Genomic DNA, 16,638 nt, shown 5'->3' on the forward strand with positions numbered 1-16,638 from the left:
GCCCGGCGCCCCGGCGCGGCGAGGTGCTGCACCGGGGCGTCGGGGCCCGTCCTCGCGGCGGGGCGTCACGGCGTCGTCGTGGCGCTGGCGGAGGGCGCCGGGTTCGAGGTGTTCGGGGCGTTGCCCGACGGGGTGGCGGTCGCGTTTGGAGTCGCGCCTGCCGACTCGGAGGCAGAGGGTGTCGCCGAGGGCTGAGAACCGTTCGCCGCACCCGGTGTGGCCGATGCCTCCGGGGTCGGGGTGGCAGCGGCCGGGGCAGCGTCCTTGGTCTCCGTCGTCGTGCTCGTCTCACCGGTGGCCGAGTCGACGCTCGTCGTCGTGACCTCGATGGTGGCTCCCTTGACCGTCGTGACTGTCGTGGTCGTCACGGTGCCCACCGTCCGGACCGTGGTCTGGGGAGTCGTGGCGGGGCGGGCTGCCGCGGCGGCCGAATTGCCTTGTGTGGCAACAGTAAATTCTTTCTTGGTGTCGGCCACCTCCGCCACGCCGAGAACCTTCCCATCGCTCAACCTGAGGAAGGCCGCACTCGTGGCCGGAACCATTCCGAGGTCCAGGGCACGACGCGCCAGCTCAGCCGGAGCGCCCTGCGCATTGATGGCGTGGTTGAGCTCCTCCTCGGCAGCCGAGAGCTCGTTGGAGGTGTCCTGGAGGTCGCCCAGAACGAAGGAACCCTTGGCCATCGCCGTGTTGAGCATCAGGACCCCGAGGAGGCCCGCAACGAGGAGCGCGAGACAGGCCGCCACGAAAGCCGGCTGCCCCTGCTGCGGCTGCTCGCGGACGACACGCAGTGGACGCGGGCGCGCCGTGCGGGCGGTGGATCGGGGAAGTGACCGGGTCAGTGGACGGGCGGCGGTCTGAGTCATCGCCGTGCTCCCTTCGTCGGACGGGTACGTTCTGCGGCCCTGAGGCGGGCCGATGCGGATCGAGGATTCGTGGACTGCTCCGCGGCCGAGGGCTCCTCGGAGCCGCGGGTCAGCAGACGGAGGTATGCCGCGTGCTCGGGGAGCTCGACCGGCATACCGGGTGGGGTGCTCGAGGTCGCACCGGCCGCGAGCGCGCGCTTGGTGATGCGGTCCTCCAGCGAGTGGTAGGAGAGGACGGCGATCCGGCCACCCACCGCGAGCGAGTCGACGGCGCCGACGATGGCGCGCTCCCACGCGCCGAGCTCGTCGTTGACCTCGATGCGCAGGGCCTGGAAGGTTCGCTTGGCCGGGTGGCCCCCGGTGCGCTGCGACGCGGCCGGGACGGCTTCGCGCAGGAGCTCGACCAGTCGAGCGGATCGGGTGAACGGTTCCTTCTCGCGCTCGCGAACAATCGCGGAGACGATGCGCTTGGCGAAGCGCTCCTCTCCGAAGTCGCGCAGGATCCGGATGAGGTCACCCGGCGCGTAACCGTTGAGCACTTCCGCCGCGGTGATACCCCGCCCCTGGTCCATCCGCATGTCGAGCGGAGCATCCTGGGCGTAGGCGAACCCGCGGTCCGCCTCGTCGAGCTGGAGCGAGGAGACCCCGAGGTCGAACAGCACGGCCTGCACGGCCCCGGATGTGTGCTCAGCCACGACGTCGGCGATCTCGTCGTAGACCGCGTGGACTCCGACGAACCTGTCCCCGAAATTCGCGAGGCGCTCGCCCGCCAGGGCCAACGCCTCCTCGTCCCGGTCGATCCCGATGACCCGAGCCTCCGGGCAGTGCTCGAGGAAGGCCTCGGTGTGGCCGCCCATGCCCAGCGTCCCGTCCACGAGCACCGACCCCGGATCGGTGAGGGCAGGGGCCAGCAGGTCGACGATGCGGTCGCGGAGCACGGGAACGTGCCGCTCGTGCGCGGCTCCCCGTGACGACATCTGCTGCTCCTTCGTGGTGGGTGGCTGTTCTCCAGCGCTGCGGTGGTGCGAAGTGGTGCGACTCGGCTGTGGTGCGAGGGGTGGTGCGAAGTGGTGGGCGCTCCCCGGCCCCTGGTCCCCATCCGTCCGGGGCCCGGCACGGGGGAAGTCGTGTCGGGAACCGGTCGGCTGGAGGCCGAGGGCCGGGGTGGATCACATGAGTCCGGGGATGACCTCCTCGGACTGCTCGGAGTAGGCCTGCTCGGTGCTGGCCAGGTAGTCGTTCCACGCCTCGGTGTCCCAGACCTCGACCCGCGAGCCGGTGCCGATGACGGTGCACTCGCGGTTGAGACCCGCGTACTGACGCAGGTGCGCGGGGATCGTGACGCGCCCCTGCTTGTCGGGGATCTCGTCGCTGGCCCCGGACAGGAAGACACGGATGTAGTCGCGCACCGCGCGGTTCGTCGTCGGCGCCTCCTGCATCTGCTGCGTGACCTTGACGAACTCGTCCATGGGGAAGACGTAGAGGCAGCGCTCCTGCCCACGGGTCACGACGAGGCCGGTCGAGAGGCGCTCGCGGAACTTGGCGGGGAGGAACAGCCGGCCCTTGTCATCGAGGCGAGGCGTGTGCGTACCGAGAAACACCGCACTCACCACCCCTTCTGACTCGACCCACCGGGCCAACACTTCGCTCCGGTGTCCTCCACTTTACTCCACCTCCAACCGAAATCAAGTCGTTATCAACCTCAAACCCTCCTTTTTCCGCAGGTCAGAGTAGGTGGTGGAAAGTGGGGCACATTCGCAGACCACAGCGTGATTCGGGCACATGAGCACCCGGCATACCGGCGTGTATGCCGCCCCGCGGCGCCGGCGGAACCTGAACGAACGCTGGGAGCCTCACCTTTTCCCGCCCCATCCCTCCCCGAGTGGAGCAATGTGGGGCAAGATCGAAGACCCCGTTGCGCAGGGCTGCGGGTGCACCCCGAGGAGCCACCGGTGTCGGCACACGACGACGTCCACCAGACCCACGACCAGCGACAGATGAGCAGGGAGACCCCCCGCTCCGGTGCCGCTCTCGACCACGTGCTTCAGGTCGCGAGCTCGCTCCAGACCGCCATGAACTCGGTGATCGAGGGGAAGCCGGCCGCGGTCCGCACCGTCGTCACGGCATTGCTCGCCGAGGGCCACGTCCTCATCGAGGACGTCCCGGGCGTGGGCAAGACGATGCTCGCCAAGACGCTCGCGCGATGCATCGACGCCTCGGTGCGCCGCGTCCAGTTCACGCCCGACCTGTTGCCGAGCGACATCACCGGCGTCAGCGTCTACAACCAGGACGTGCGGGACTTCGAGTTCCGGCCGGGCGCGATCTTCGCCAACGTCGTCGTCGGTGACGAGATCAACCGCGCCTCACCCAAGACCCAGTCCGCCCTCCTCGAGTCCATGGAGGAGGCGCAGGTGACGGTGGACGGCACCACCTATTCGCTGCCGCGCCCGTTCATGGTGCTCGCGACACAGAACCCGATCGAGATGGAGGGCACCTACCCTCTGCCCGAGGCGCAGCGTGACCGCTTCATGGCTCGCATCTCGATGGGCTACCCGTCTGCGCGCAGTGAGGTCGACATGCTCGACCAGCACGGCGGCCGCTCCCCGCTCGAGGACCTGCGACCGGTCACCGACGCCGGCACCGTGACGCAGATGATCGAGGCCGTGCGCTCCGTCTATGCCTCCGCAGCCCTCAAGCAGTACGTCGTCGACGTCACCCAGGCGACCCGGACGAGTTCGGCGCTGCGCCTCGGCGCCTCGCCCCGAGCCAGCCTGCACCTCCTGCGGGCCAGCCGCGCCCACGCCGCCCTGGCCGGTCGCGACCACGTTCTGCCGGATGACGTGCAGGCCGTGACCGTTCCCGTGCTCGCGCACCGCCTCATGCTCACGGGCGAGAGCCAGCTGGCCCACCGCACCGCCGCCGACGTGCTCACCGACCTGCTCCAGCGGGTCCGCGTTCCTGCTCCGACGCGCTGAGTCGCGCCATGCGACGATTCCGCGACTCACTCACCACGCGCGGCGCCGCGTTCCTCGCGTCGGGCATCGTGCTCGTTCTGGCCGGTCTGGCGCTCGGCCAGCACGACCTCAGCCGGATCGGCACGGCGCTCGGCGCACTGCCCATCCTCTCGGGGCTCCTCGGGCGCCGGCACGACCTCGACCTGGTCGTCGACCGCGAGGCCCAGCCCTCGCGCGTCACCATCGACCAGCCGGCGGTCGTCCAGATGACGCTGTCCAACCCGTCGACGACCCGCTCGCCGATGCTCTTCGCCGAGGAACACCTCGACTACTCACTCGGCGACCGACCACGGTTCGTGCTCCCGTCGCTCGCAGCCGGCGGATCAACGCATGTGGAGTATGCCGTCCGCGCCCACGCGCGCGGAGCTCACCGACTCGGTCCGCTCGGCGTCCGGGTCCAGGACCCCTTCGGGCTCACGCTCCGGCACGCTTCGGTCAGCACCCACGACGAGCTCCTCGTCCTGCCAAGGGTCGTCGCCCTCGCCGATGGTCGGGCGCTCGGCCGCGGCCTCGGCTCGGAAGGTTCGGTCCCTCACCGGGTCGCGCTGCACGGCGAGGATGACCAGTCGATCCGTGAGTACCGCGACGGTGACGACCTGCGCCGCATCCACTGGCCGGCGACCGCCCGCACCGGTGAGCTCATGGTGCGTCAGGAGGATCGTCCGGCGAAACGTCGAGCCGTCGTGCTCCTCGACACCCGGGCACAGGCACACGGAGGCAAGGGTCCGTCGGGCTCCCTCGAATGGGCAGTCACCATGGCCGCCTCCGCGCTGGCCCACCTGCTGGAGATGGGTTTCGCCGTCCACCTGCTCACCCCCGACGGCGAATCGGAGTCGGGGGTACGCGAGGACACCGACCTCGACCGCGGTCTCGAAACCCTGGCCCGCACCGTCCACTCCGAGGACAAGGGCATCGGAAGCCTGCTCCACGCGGCGAGTGCCGCGACCGCGCAGGGAGGACTGGTCGTCGCCATCGTCGGCGCCGTCGACGACGACGCCTCGCGTGCGCTGGCCTCCCTCCGTCAGCCCGGTGGCCCCGGCTTGGCATTCGTCATCAACGCGGCGTCCTTCGGTGGCCGGACTGCGACACCGACCGCGGCATCGAGTGGCGCACCGGGTGCCGCGCCGGGCGGGGACGTCGGTCCGCCGGCCACGACGGCGTCACTCGCGGGTGCCGGATGGTCGGTCCTGAGCGTCGACCCGCAACTCGGCGTCGCCGACGCGTGGGCTGCAGCGGCCGGATCCCGCAGTCTGGTGGGTGCCCGATGAACCGCACCCGCCCGCTGGAAGCCCTCCTCGCTGCCCTCGCGACCTTGGCCGTCGCCCTTCCCCTCCTCACCCTCTTCGACTCCAACACGTGGGTGCGCCCCGCCGGCCTCGTCATCGTCACGATCGCGCTCGTCGGCGTGGGCCTGCGCTCACTCGCGCTGTCGGCGTGGGTCGTGATCCTCGGCCAGGCCGTGGCAGGGTTCCTCGCCATTTCGTGGTTGCACGGACGGGGCCACCTCTTGGGCGGACTCCTCCCCGGACCGGACAGCGTGCACGCCCTGGGCATCCTGCTCGGCGAGGCCCGCGAAACGGTCATGGCCTTCTCGGCTCCTGTCCCGACCGAACGCGGCATCATCGTGGCCATCACGATCCTCGTCGGCTTCACGGCGCTCGTGGTCGACGCCGTGGGGGTGACCCTGCGCTCCCCCGCACTGGCCGGTCTCGCCCTCCTCACGGCATACCTCGTGTCGGCGACGAACTCCGGTGACGGGCTCTCGTGGAAGTACTTCATCCTGCCGATCGCCTTCTGGCTGGCACTGCTGGCGACACAGGGACTTGGCGTCGTCCGGCGCTGGAGCACCACGGTGCCGCGTGGTTCCGATGGCGCGGATCACGACCCCGTTCTCGGTGTCGCCGGAACGGCCCGGCTCCTCGGGGCGGGCACGCTCGCATTGGCCATCGTGCTGCCCATGGTCGTGCCGCACCTGCCCACGACCTTCCTCGCCGACGGCCTCGGCCGAGCGGACAACGCCCGCGGCGGAGGCTCGATCACGCTCAACACCACGGTTGACCTACGACGCTCCCTCGAGGACCAGTCGCAGACGCCGGTCATCAGCTACCGGACGACGACGACCAGCCCGGATCCCCTGCGCGTCGCGATCCTCACGGACTACCGGCGGGGCGAGTGGAGTACCGGCTTCACCGCCGGGCGCAACGTTCAGCCCGACTCCATCGCCCAGGATGGCGACCCGTCGGTCAAGCGCACCCCGGTTCGGATCGACGTCACCGAGAACCGGCTTCAGGCACCTCAGATCGCCCTGCCATCACCGCTGCAGAACGTCGACCTTGGAGACGTGCCTCTGCGCACCAACTTCGTCGGCAGCTTCGAGGTCGACCGCAACGTCGGCGAATACACCGCGAACTACAACCAGCTGCAACCGACGACCGGCGACTTCTCGACGGACGGTCCGGGGCCACGCGGCTGGGACGAGGGGATCTACAACGAGATCGACGGCGAGAGCTTCGAACGGCTCCAGGAACTCGTCAACAACGTCGTGCCCGAGGGTTCCACCCCGCTGGAAACTGCGCGTCTGCTCCAGGCCCACTTCCGCAGCAGTCAGTACACCTACTCCCTCCAGCTGCCCACGCCGACCGATCCGGTATCTGGCCGCACGATGATGGCCGACCCGCTGTCGAACTTCCTGGTGTCACGCACCGGCTACTGCGTCCAGTTCGCGTCCGCGTTCGTCATGGCCGCGCGCATCAAGGGCATCCCGGCGCGGTTGGCGATCGGGTTCCTCCCGGGCACGTTCGCCAATGCCTCCTACACCGTGCGCGCGGCGGACGCCCACGCCTGGCCGGAACTGTGGTTCCCGGACCTCGGGTGGACCCGCTTCGAGCCCACGCCCGGTGTCCGTACGGGTGGTGCGCCGACCTACAGCCTCATCCCCACCGAGGTCGGCCCCACGGAGTCGGCGTCGCCCACGGCGTCCAGCTCCGCCCCGGCACCGACCGCGAGCGAACGACCCGACAGCGACACCGGATCGGTCGGTCCCACCACGACGTCGACGAGCGGCCCGTTCCGATGGATCACCGACAACCTGCTGACCCTCGTCGTCATCGTCGCCGCGTTGCTGTCGCTGCTCCTTTTGCCGGTTGCGGCCTGGGTGCGTCGACGGCGCCTGCGCAAGGCTGCCCGTGACGATGCGGAGCGGGTCGAGGCCGACTGGGCCTCGCTCATCTCCAGGCTCGGCGACATCGGCATCGCCCCACCCGACGGGAGCACACCGCGGCAGGCCGGGACCCGGCTCGCCCACGACGCCATTCTGTCGGCCGAGCCCAAGGCCGCGATGGGCCGGATCGTCTCGACCGTCGAGCAGGCGCGCTACGCGCCGCCCCATGCGCAGATCCCCGACGTCAGCACCGACACCCGCGCCGTCTGGCGTGCGGCACTGTCCGCGCGCCAGCGCGGTGACCGGGTTCGCGCGCTGCTGATCCCTGCCGACGGGCTCCGCCAATGGCGCGACGTCGTCGACGGAACCCTCGCGTGGCCACGACGGGCATGGTCTCGCCTCCGCCGGCGTTGAGTCGAGCCGTCCCGAAACGACGACGCGCCCCGAGAGACACAGTGTCTCCCGGGGCGCGGGCGTCTGAGGTTGGCGGATCAGTCCGCTGCGTTGCCTCCGCCGATCGTCGTCAGTCCAACCTTCTGGGACTGACTCCTTCCGGCTACGGGCCTCGCTCCGCTGCGTTGCCTCCGCCGATCGTCGTCAGTCCAAGTAATCGCGCAGGGCCTGCGAGCGGCTCGGGTGACGCAGCTTGCTCATCGTCTTCGACTCGATCTGGCGGATGCGCTCACGCGTCACGCCATAGACCTTGCCGATCTCGTCGAGCGTCTTGGGCTGACCGTCGGTGAGACCGAAGCGCATCGACACGACTCCCGCCTCACGCTCCGAGAGGGTGTCGAGCACCGAGTGCAACTGCTCCTGGAGGAGGGTGAAGCTCACGGCGTCGGCCGGGACAACCGCCTCGGAGTCCTCGATGAGGTCACCGAACTCGCTGTCGCCGTCCTCACCGAGGGGCGTGTGCAGCGAGATGGGCTCGCGACCGTACTTCTGGACCTCGACGACCTTCTCGGGCGTCATGTCGAGCTCGAGAGCCAGCTCCTCCGGGGTGGGCTCGCGACCGAGGTCCTGGAGCATCTGCCGCTGGACACGAGCCAGCTTGTTGATGACCTCCACCATGTGCACCGGGATACGGATGGTGCGGGCCTGGTCTGCCATGGCGCGGGTGATGGCCTGACGGATCCACCACGTCGCGTACGTCGAGAACTTGTAGCCCTTGGTGTAGTCGAACTTCTCGACCGCACGGATGAGGCCGAGGTTGCCTTCCTGGATGAGGTCGAGGAAGAGCATGCCGCGGCCGGTGTAGCGCTTGGCCAGCGACACCACGAGGCGCAGGTTGGCCTCGAGGAGGTGGTTCTTGGCGTTCTTGCCGTCCTGCGCGATCCACCAGAGCTCACGCTTGAGCTTCATGTCGATCTTCTCGCCGGAGTTCAGTCGCTCCTCGCTGAACAGACCGGCCTCGATCCGCTTCGCGAGTTCGACTTCCTGCTCGGCGTTGAGGAGGGCAACCTTGCCGATCTGCTTGAGGTAGTCCTTGACCGGGTCGGCCGTGGCGCCCGCGGTGACGACCTGCTGGACGGGTGCGTCCTCCTCGTCGTCGTCGCGCAGGACGAACCCACCGGCAGCAGCCGCAGTCTCGGGAGCCTCGTCCGTGCTGGACGACTCCTCGGACTCGTCAGCATCGTCCTCGGGTTCGACCTCGGCACCATCGACCGTCGCGGCAGCAGCGTCAGCCGACGCCTTCTTCGCGGCAGCCTTCCTGGCCGTCGACGTGGAGGCAGCCTTGGCCGCCGGTGCCGCAGCCGCAGCCGCAGCCGCCTTGGTGGTGGCGGCCTTCTTGGCCGGCGTGGCCTTGGCGGTCTTGGTGGCGGCGGCCTTGGTGGCGGCGGCCTTGGTGGCCGCGGTCTTGGTGGCGGCCGTCTTCGTCGCAGCGGTCTTCGTTGCAGCGGTCTTCGTGGCAGCCGTCTTGGCCGCTGCCTTCTTGGTCGCGGGCTTCGTGGCCGATGCGTCGTCGTCGGTTGCGGACGCCTTGGCGTCGGCCTTCTTCGACGCCGCCGGAGCAGCCTTCTTGGTGACGGCCTTCTTGGTGGCCGCGGTCGTGGTCTTCTTGGCGGTCGCCTTCGTGGCAGCCACGGCCCCTGCCGGCATCGTCATGCTCACCTCAATGCCCTGCGCAGCCAGAGCCGTGAGGACGGTGCGACCACGGCTGGGCTTCACGCCTGCGGCAAGGATGGCCTGAGCCACCTGCTCTCCGGTCACCTGACCGGTGGTGTGACCCGTGCGAACGAGATCCTGAAGGGCTGGGTGGCCGAACTCGGCGGGGAGGGGCATCTCGGAGGCGTTCGTGGGCACAGGCGACACCGACAACCTTTCGTCACGGGAGCACTCGGTGAGGCTCACGCGTGGGCGGAGCACTGACCGGCTGGTCGAGTTGGCGCACACTCCAAGGTGATCCACAGGGGTGAAGATCGACCGTTGCTTCGAGCGTGCACTTACATTATAAATCGCCGCGGCCCCCAGCCCTATTCCGGGAGGGACCGCGGCGATTCGTCAACGGTGTGCTGCACCGCTTCTCGCGCCACACGGATGTGGCCAGCGGTTTGCACAGGACCAGTGAGTCGGGCGACGTCAGCTCTTGACTGCGAGCACCGGACAGGGAGCGTCGAGCAGGATCCGCTGGGCGTTGGAACCGAGGATCAGCTTGCCCACGGGGGTGCGCCGACGCAGGCCGATCACGATCAGCTCCGCATCGAGCTCGTCGGCCACGGCGATCAGGTCCTCGGCGGGCTCGTTGCCCCGGATGAGCTGGCGCACGGTGACCGTGACCCCCTGGGCCTTGAGGTCTTCGCCCAGCTTGCTCAACTCCTCGGAGTCCTCACCAGCACCGTCGCGGTTGGAGTTGATGACGACCAGGTCGGTCTTGCGCAGGAGGGCTTCCTCGCCCGCGCGGGTCAGTGCAGCCGCGCCTTCCTTGGTCGGGATGTATCCGACGACGATGGCCACTGTTCCTCCTTGTCAGCAGGTCAGCCCAACCGTGGGCTCTTGTGGGGACCGTACCGGAGATTGTGACGCTTGACACGGCGCATCACCGGGACTCTCAGATGCGCCCCACCGCGGACGCCCACGGCCGCTGGCACCGTCACGACCCGGCCGGCTCCAACGCCTCGCGGAGGATCTCACCAACTCGGTCGATCTCGATGAGGAAACCGTCGTGCCCGTAGCGGGATGAGATGTGCCGCAACACGGTGCCGGGCCGCAGCGCGGCGATCTCGTCGGACAGCCGAGCCGGATAGAGGCGGTCGGTGTCCACCCCTGCCACGACGAGCGTCCCCGTGAAGGCCGCCAGTGCCGCCGCGACTCCCCCACGACCGCGCCCGACGTCGTGGCTGTTCATCGCCTCACTGAGGACGACGTAGGAGTTCGCGTCGAAGCGCGCACCCAGCTTGCCTGCGTGGTGGTCGAGGTAGGACTCGACGGCGAAGCGCCCACCGTGGCCGAGAGGCTCCTCGCCCGGCTGGGCGTCCCGCCCGAAGCGTTCGGCCAACTCACCCTCGTGGCGGTAGGTGACGTGGGCGATCCTGCGCGCGATCCCCAGTCCGTCGAGGGGTGCGACACCCCGCTCGTAGTAGTCGCCATCGTGGAAGTTCGGGTCACTTCGGATCGCGAGCAGCTGCGGCTGGCACCACGCGATCTGGTCCGCCGTCGCATAGGCGGTCGAGGCGAGCACGATGCAGGTCGAGACCCGGTCCGGGTGGCTCGTCGCCCACTCGATCGCACGCATGCCACCCATGGAGCCGCCGAGGACACCAGCCCACCGGTGAATCCCGAGGAGATCGGCCACGCGCGCCTCGACCTCCACCTGGTCGCGGATCGTGACGAACGGAAAGCTCCCGCCGTAGGGCAGGCCATCGGCTGCCTCCGACGACGGCCCGGTCGTCCCCTGGCAGCCGCCGAGGACGTTGGTCGCGACGACGAACCACCGATCGGTGTCGAGCGGACCTCCCGGCCCGACGAGGCCGTCCCACCAGCCGGCGGTGGCCTGGCCCGGACCGGCTGGCCCGTCGACGTGGGCATCACCGGTGAGGGCGTGCTCGACGAGGATCGCGTTGTCGCGCGCGGCGTTGAGCCGGCCCCAGGTCTCGTAGGCCACGGTCACGTCCGGGAGGTGCCCGCCCCGCTCGAGGTCAAGGGCGCCCACCGAAGCGAAGAGACGGTCACCCGGCGGATCGCCGGGGCGCCAGAAGGACGCCGTCGGGAGGTCGGTGATGGTCATCGCAAGGAGCTCCTCGTGTCGCGCTTGCCCGTCGGAACCGACAGGGCCGTGTCTTCACCCGGGGCACCCCACCGCGAGGAGGGTTGCCGCCCAGCAAGCCGGGGCTTGGCGCTGGGACTCTTGACCTGCGCACAAGTCTAGAACCGACCGCTGCTCCCGCGGGAGGGTTGTCCGCAGCGTGAGAGAGCTGTCCGCACCCGGCCGCGACGTCAGACCGACACGTCAGGCCGCGACGTCCGGCCACGTGTGTCGCGGGCGCAACTGGTACGCGACCATCCGCTCGAGGAACGTCGCGAGCAGATACTCGGGGACGACCCGCAGTGCCCGGGTCACGGCGTCGGCGGCGGTCGACCCGTTGCCGACTCCCCAGGCCACGCAACCAGCCAGGGTACTGATGGCTGCGGCCTCCTGGGGGAAGGCGTCCGGGACGCGTCGGGCCAGACCCAGAAGCCGTCGGAGCACGATCTTCGATGCGTCCGACGAACCCGCGGGACCGGCAGGGACCGCCTGGTCCAGCGCCCGCCGCGACACCTCGTCGACCTTCTCGATGGGAAACATGACGGGAGACATCCACGCCACGAGGGCGTCCCGCCACGGCTTGGTCGCGAGCGAGCACAGCATCCGCGCGAGCTCCTGATCGGTGACCTGGAACGCGTCGCCGCGCTCCCCCACGGGAGCGAGCAGCCGACCCCACAGTTCTGGCACGGGATCAGATCCGGAGATCGCCGAGAGAGCCTCCGCGACACCGGCGCTCAACCCTGGATCCTCCTCGACGAGGGCCCCGACGGCGTCGCGGCTGGCGAGCGGTGCACTGCCGTTGGCGATGAAGGCCGCCGCCGCTGGCACGCACGAGTCGTCGACGAGGGCGTGCCCGTCGACATGGTCGGGCCGCAGACCGTCGAGCTCATCGACCGGGCGGCAGCACCAGCCCCACCATCGACCGTCTCGGACCACGACGTGGTCGATGATGCCGACACCTGCCGCCTGCAGGCCATGGTGCACTGCGTGGAGCATGGACCGTGACTCCCCCGGCACGTCCTCGTAGCCGACGAGCATGGCGGCCTGCGGCTTGACCCGGAGGAGTCCGTCGAGCAGTCCGTCCGCCATCTGCCGAACGTACTTCTCGGGTGGCAGGTCGACTCGTGCGACGGGGCCGAGGGCCCGGGACGTCACCGTCATGACGGCAACGCACTGGGCGAGGTGGTGGCCCACTTGGTGGGGCAGGACGGCGAGCCATTCTTCGGTGGTGGAGATCTTCAGTGAGGTCATGCCCTCACTGTCCGAAGATCCAGCCCACCTCGGGAAGACTCACTTCACACAAATGTGGACAACCCGGCATACCTCGTGGGTCTGTGGACGGGATCAGCCCCGGAACTCGGGCCCGCCGTCACGCGCGTCGTCGACGACTTCGCCCGGCACCGCGGCGCCATGCCCACTGCCCCGCCCAGTCGAGCGCTCCCAGGCCAGGAACTCCTCGGTCTCGGTCACGAGCTGCGCCGCCAACCAGGAACCGACCACCGCGTCGTCGGCGAGACCGAGCGCACCGAGCACGCCCTCGGGCAGGAGGTCGACCGGCGACACGAGGTATCCGGCCGCGCCCAGCATGAGCAGCAAGCGACCGACCGACGTGCCCTTGTATTCACCCGACCGCACCGCCTTGACCATGCGCGGCACCGCCTGCGCTCGCTCAGTCATGGATGGCCCACCCGGGCGCGTCGCGATCTTGATCGCCGTCGCCAGGCTCTTGAACGTCGCGACCTTCGCGTGCATCGCCATGCGATCAGCCCTGCTCGATCTGCGCCGAGTTCGCGGCGCTCACCGAGAACTCACGACGCGCGTTGTCCGCGATGCGCTTGAGCAGCCAGCCGTCGAGGCCCGCGCCCACGACGCCGCCGACGATCGGGACGTTGCGGCCGAACCGGGAGAACGTCTTCTTGCCGGCGGTCGAGAGCAGGCGGAAGCCGATGGCCTTGTTGACGACCATGAGCGCCGGACCGGGGAGCCGCTGGGCGGCGAGATTCGTGAGCCGACCCGTTGGAGCAACCATGCCGGCCTTGGCGAGCAGGTCGTCTGCGTCGGCACCCACGAGCGTGAGCAGCACGGCCGTGCGGATCTGTGGCTTGGTGATGTCGTGGCCGCGGACGCTGGCGACCGCCGCGGTCATGCGCGTCGCGAGGAGATAGAAGCCGAGGACGTTGGCCGGGAGGGAGACCGGCAGCGTGATGAAGCCACCGAGGCTCGTGACGAAGCCACTGGCGGCCGCCAGCTTGAGGTGACCCTTGACGATGTCGTCCACGGCTTCCTCGGCGTTGCCGCCGTTCTTCTTCAGCGCGTTCGCCGCGACCTTGGCGGCGGAGTCGAACGGGCCCTTGCCGTCGATGCCGGTGTCGAGCAGGTTCTCGACCATCTTGGTGGCGCTGTTGCCGACGAACCCTTGGTCCTTGGGCGCTTCCTGGGCCTGTTCGAGCGCGGACTTGGTCTGCGCGATCTGGTCCTTGGCTTCCTTGGCGTCGTCCTTGCCGAATCCGAAGAGTCCCACTGGTGACCTCCTGTGGCCGCTCGGGGCTACCGAGCGGCAATCTCGAAGTGCTGTCGTGTCCGATCCTGCCATGGTGACGACCCGTCACAGTGCTCGACGGGGTGTCTGCACGCTCACCTAGGCTGCGTTCCATGGCCCATCCCGGCGGCCCTGCCGACCTCGTCGCGGCCGTCGTCCACGACGGTCGCGCCGCACTCGTCGGCACGGGTCGTCGCGCCACGGGACGCGTCACGGACGTCGCTCGCGAGATGGCCGCCTGGGAGTCCGCGTCCCGTCCGCGATGGGTCTGGTGGTCTGCCCGGTATGCCGGTGAGCTGGCTGCCGCCGTCGGCTCACCCCTCGCGCGGGCCTGGGACCTGGCCGAGGCGCACCGGATCCTCCACGGCGGGTGGAAGGCCGAGCCGGGTCGCGTGTGGGCGGGAGCACACGGCATACCCACGTCGTCCATGCCGACCCCAGCCGCAGGTGACCTCTTCGACTTCTCGGCAGGTGACGGCATCGGACCGGACGACCTCGTCCGAGCGGACGGCCACCTGCGCGCCGACGCCACCTCCGGGTGGCTCGAGAGCGACGAGCACCTGGCGATGTGGGCAGCCGCGGCGCTCGAATGCGCTGTGCGACAACGGGATCGGGCCGAATCCGTGGGTCCGCGAGCCACAGCGACCATCCACTCCGAATCCGCCGCGGCTCTCATGTGCCTCGAACTCGAACGCGGTGGGCTCCCGGTGAACCGACCCGTCATGGAGCGGCTCATCGGGGACTTCGCCGGGCCACGCGCGGCGTCGGAGGAGGCGGCCCGCGAGTCGCGCCGGCAGCGTGACCTCGAGGTGCTCCGCCACGTTCCCGGGCGGGAGTCGACCGACCTGCGCAACCCGCAGCAGGTGCGCGACATGCTCGTCGGGGTCGGCGTCGACGTGCCCAACACCCGCAAGTGGGTCCTCGACGGCTACCGCCAGGTGCATCCGGTGGTGGACGCGCTCCTCGCCTGGCGCAAGGCCGAGCGGATCGCGACCACTTATGGCTACCGGTGGCTCGACGAGTGCGTCGGCCCCGACGACCGACTGCGGGGTGGCTGGACCTCCTGCGATGGCGCGGCTGGGCGCATGACGGCGGAGAACGGATTGCACAACCTGCCCGCGGCCCTGCGTCCGGGCGTGGCCGCGCATCCGGGACACGTCTTCGTGCGTGCTGACCTCGGGCAGATCGAGCCGCGCGTCCTCGCGGTCGTCTCCGGAGATCCCGTGTTCGCGGAGGCGACCCGCGCCGACGATCTCTACGCACCCGTCGCCACGCGGCTCGGGGTCGAGCGACCGGTCGCGAAGGTGGCGGTGCTCGCGGCGATGTATGGCCAGCGCAGCGGCGCGGCAGGCGAGGCCCTGCGCGGGCTGGAGCGGGCCTACCCGGTGGCGATGGGGCTGCTTGACCGGGCCTACGAGACCGGGGTGCGCGGGGAGCCGTTGCGGACCTTCGGCGGTCGGTTGATCCCGACCGGTCGCTTCCTGGCGCAGTCGCCCGTCGGAACCAATCCGGCGCTCGACGCGGCCCGGGGGCGCTTCGCACGCAACGCGATCATCCAGGGCGCTGCCGCGGAGCTCTTCAAGGCGTGGGCGGCGACGGTCCGGGCACTCGGACGACCTCTCGGCGCGGAGATCGTGCTGTGCCTGCACGACGAGTTGCTCGTGCACGCCCCCGCTGACAGAGCCGGCGACGTCGCTGAGCTGGTGAATCAGTCCCTGGCCGATGCCTCACGGCGGTGGGCTGCCGGTGCGCCGGTGCGGTTCGTCGCCGACACGTCGGTCATCGAGCGCTGGTCGGACGCCAAGGACTGACGCCCCACTGCCGACTTCTTGCCCTGTTGGGACACGATTCCCAGGCCGAAGGCCCGCTCATCGTGTCCCAACAGGGCAAGAAGTCGAGGTGTCAGTCGTCGCTGACGTTGCGGAGGAACTCCTCGATGTCTGCACCGAGCTCGTCGGCCGACGGGAGGTCCTGCGCCTCGGTCGCGAGCAGGCTGGGCCGCTCCTGACCTTCGACGAAGGCGTCGTACTGCTGCTCCAGGGCGTTGACGATCTGGCCCGCATCCGCGTTCTCGGCCAGCTCGCTGGCGATCTCCCGGTTGTTGACGCCTGCCTTGGCGATGAGGTCGTCGTTGGGCAGGTTGAGGCCAGTGGCGTCCGTGATCGCGTTGAGGGCCGCGAGCGCACCCTCGGCCCACTCCGCCTGCGCGAGGTACTGCGGCACGTGGATCGCGAAGCCCAGAGCGTCGCGCCCGGCCTCACCGAGGCGCAGCTCGAGCAGCGCGGGGAAGCTCGCCGGCACCTGCACCTGGCCGAAGGGCGACTCCTTGCCCCCGACGAGCCGCGGGTTGGTCGCGTGCGCGGTCATGCCGACGGGGCGCGTGTGCGGCACGCCCATGGGGATGCCGTGGCTCGTGACGACGAGGTTGATCCCGAGGATCTGGATGAGCTGACGGATCGCCTCGATCGTGCGCTCCCACTGGAAGTCCGGCTCGGGACCCGTGAGCAGGTAGTAGGTCTGTCCGTCCCGGTCCCGCATCCGGTAGAGCACCATCGACGGGTCGGCGTAGCTCTCCCACCGGTTGGTGTCGAACACCATCGCGGGGCGTCGACCGCGGTAGTCGATCAGCGCGTCGACATCGAAGGTCGCCACGACCTCGGCGTCGCTCGAGTCCACGAGGTGGGTTCCGAGGATGCGCTGGATGTTGCCGGCGTCGATGAACGCACCGAGCAGCACGATGAGGGCACCCGGCTCGCGGGTGGGCATCGGCGCGTCGGTCTCGAAGCGATACAGGTCAGACGGGTTCTGCACGGGAACAG

The 16,638-nt window shown here is 69.7% G+C and carries 14 protein-coding genes and 1 riboswitch; of the genes, 4 read left to right on the top strand and 10 right to left on the bottom strand.

Translation table 11 applies throughout. From position 1 onward, the window contains the following. Positions 1–65 precede the first annotated feature (65 nt). From ftsL to mraZ, 3 genes are all read right to left on the bottom strand, one after another. A complete protein-coding gene (gene ftsL, locus N803_RS17680; protein WP_052112364.1) occupies positions 66–863 on the bottom strand; it encodes a cell division protein FtsL in 798 nt (265 codons plus the stop codon). Then, entirely contained in the window at positions 860–1,840 is a 981-nt protein-coding gene (rsmH, locus tag N803_RS15430) for a 16S rRNA (cytosine(1402)-N(4))-methyltransferase RsmH (protein ID WP_035906972.1), read from the bottom strand. The genes ftsL and rsmH overlap by 4 nt, the downstream gene beginning before the upstream one ends. 192 nt (positions 1,841–2,032) lie before the next feature. Further along, on the bottom strand, positions 2,033–2,464 hold the full coding sequence (gene mraZ, locus N803_RS15435; RefSeq protein ID WP_035906976.1) for a division/cell wall cluster transcriptional repressor MraZ: 432 nt from the start codon (positions 2,462–2,464) through the stop codon (positions 2,033–2,035). A 396-nt stretch (positions 2,465–2,860) separates the two neighbouring features. Here mraZ and N803_RS15440 point away from each other — a divergent pair, with 396 nt between their 5' ends. Genes N803_RS15440 through N803_RS15450 form a run of 3 tightly spaced genes read left to right on the top strand, consistent with a single transcriptional unit; the run spans position 2,861 to position 7,451 of the window. Further along, positions 2,861–3,838 (top strand): AAA family ATPase, encoded by a 978-nt coding sequence (locus N803_RS15440; RefSeq protein ID WP_035907055.1) that lies wholly within the window; start codon positions 2,861–2,863, stop codon positions 3,836–3,838. 8 nt (positions 3,839–3,846) lie between these two features. Further along, positions 3,847–5,145 (top strand): DUF58 domain-containing protein, encoded by a 1,299-nt coding sequence (locus N803_RS15445; RefSeq protein ID WP_052112365.1) that lies wholly within the window; start codon positions 3,847–3,849, stop codon positions 5,143–5,145. Then, a complete protein-coding gene (locus N803_RS15450; RefSeq protein WP_035906979.1) occupies positions 5,142–7,451 on the top strand; it encodes a transglutaminase TgpA family protein in 2,310 nt (769 codons plus the stop codon). The genes N803_RS15445 and N803_RS15450 overlap by 4 nt, the downstream gene beginning before the upstream one ends. A gap of 183 nt (positions 7,452–7,634) precedes the next feature. On the opposite strand, the gene N803_RS15455 is transcribed toward N803_RS15450, so the two are convergent. From N803_RS15455 to N803_RS15480, 6 genes are all read right to left on the bottom strand, one after another. Next, the gene (locus N803_RS15455; RefSeq protein WP_035907057.1) at positions 7,635–9,320 is read right to left on the bottom strand and encodes an RNA polymerase sigma factor; all 1,686 of its coding nucleotides are present in this window, start codon (positions 9,318–9,320) and stop codon (positions 7,635–7,637) included. Positions 9,321–9,617: 297 nt separating this feature from the next. Next, positions 9,618–9,992: a universal stress protein gene (locus N803_RS15460; RefSeq protein ID WP_035906983.1), complete on the bottom strand. Its 375-nt coding sequence runs from the start codon at positions 9,990–9,992 to the stop codon at positions 9,618–9,620. 136 nt (positions 9,993–10,128) lie between these two features. After that, a complete protein-coding gene (gene metX, locus N803_RS15465; protein WP_035906984.1) occupies positions 10,129–11,262 on the bottom strand; it encodes a homoserine O-acetyltransferase MetX in 1,134 nt (377 codons plus the stop codon). Between the two features lie 15 nt (positions 11,263–11,277). Further along, positions 11,278–11,388, bottom strand: a riboswitch (SAM riboswitch). Positions 11,389–11,484: 96 nt separating this feature from the next. After that, the gene (locus N803_RS15470; protein ID WP_035906988.1) at positions 11,485–12,531 is read right to left on the bottom strand and encodes a DUF4192 family protein; all 1,047 of its coding nucleotides are present in this window, start codon (positions 12,529–12,531) and stop codon (positions 11,485–11,487) included. 93 nt (positions 12,532–12,624) lie between these two features. Then, a complete protein-coding gene (locus tag N803_RS15475) occupies positions 12,625–13,038 on the bottom strand; it encodes a YkvA family protein (protein ID WP_035906990.1) in 414 nt (137 codons plus the stop codon). 4 nt (positions 13,039–13,042) lie between these two features. After that, a complete protein-coding gene (locus tag N803_RS15480; protein WP_035906991.1) occupies positions 13,043–13,801 on the bottom strand; it encodes an EcsC family protein in 759 nt (252 codons plus the stop codon). Positions 13,802–13,932: 131 nt separating this feature from the next. Here N803_RS15480 and N803_RS15485 point away from each other — a divergent pair, with 131 nt between their 5' ends. After that, positions 13,933–15,630, top strand: coding sequence for a DNA polymerase (locus N803_RS15485; RefSeq protein ID WP_035906995.1), 1,698 nt, complete (start codon positions 13,933–13,935; stop codon positions 15,628–15,630). Positions 15,631–15,721: 91 nt separating this feature from the next. Here N803_RS15485 and N803_RS15490 read toward each other — a convergent pair whose 3' ends face one another. Continuing rightward, positions 15,722–16,630: a PAC2 family protein gene (locus N803_RS15490; RefSeq protein ID WP_035906997.1), complete on the bottom strand. Its 909-nt coding sequence runs from the start codon at positions 16,628–16,630 to the stop codon at positions 15,722–15,724. Positions 16,631–16,638 lie beyond the last annotated feature (8 nt).

Source organism: Knoellia subterranea KCTC 19937 (assembly GCF_000768685.1).
Classification (GTDB): Bacteria; Actinomycetota; Actinomycetes; order Actinomycetales; family Dermatophilaceae; genus Knoellia; species Knoellia subterranea.

Excerpts from the sequence above, each read along its gene's own strand:
- metX (WP_035906984.1), bottom strand. The coding sequence starts at position 11,262 with ATGACCATCACCGACCTCCCGACGGCGTCCTTCTGGCGCCCCGGCGAT.
- rsmH (WP_035906972.1), bottom strand. The coding sequence starts at position 1,840 with ATGTCGTCACGGGGAGCCGCGCACGAGCGGCACGTTCCCGTGCTCCGC.
- N803_RS15450 (WP_035906979.1), top strand. The coding sequence starts at position 5,142 with ATGAACCGCACCCGCCCGCTGGAAGCCCTCCTCGCTGCCCTCGCGACC.
- N803_RS15455 (WP_035907057.1), bottom strand. The coding sequence starts at position 9,320 with ATGCCCCTCCCCGCCGAGTTCGGCCACCCAGCCCTTCAGGATCTCGTT.
- N803_RS15475 (WP_035906990.1), bottom strand. The coding sequence starts at position 13,038 with ATGGCGATGCACGCGAAGGTCGCGACGTTCAAGAGCCTGGCGACGGCG.
- N803_RS15470 (WP_035906988.1), bottom strand. The coding sequence starts at position 12,531 with ATGACCTCACTGAAGATCTCCACCACCGAAGAATGGCTCGCCGTCCTG.
- ftsL (WP_052112364.1), bottom strand. The coding sequence starts at position 863 with ATGACTCAGACCGCCGCCCGTCCACTGACCCGGTCACTTCCCCGATCC.
- N803_RS15485 (WP_035906995.1), top strand. The coding sequence starts at position 13,933 with ATGGCCCATCCCGGCGGCCCTGCCGACCTCGTCGCGGCCGTCGTCCAC.
- N803_RS15440 (WP_035907055.1), top strand. The coding sequence starts at position 2,861 with ATGAGCAGGGAGACCCCCCGCTCCGGTGCCGCTCTCGACCACGTGCTT.
- N803_RS15445 (WP_052112365.1), top strand. The coding sequence starts at position 3,847 with ATGCGACGATTCCGCGACTCACTCACCACGCGCGGCGCCGCGTTCCTC.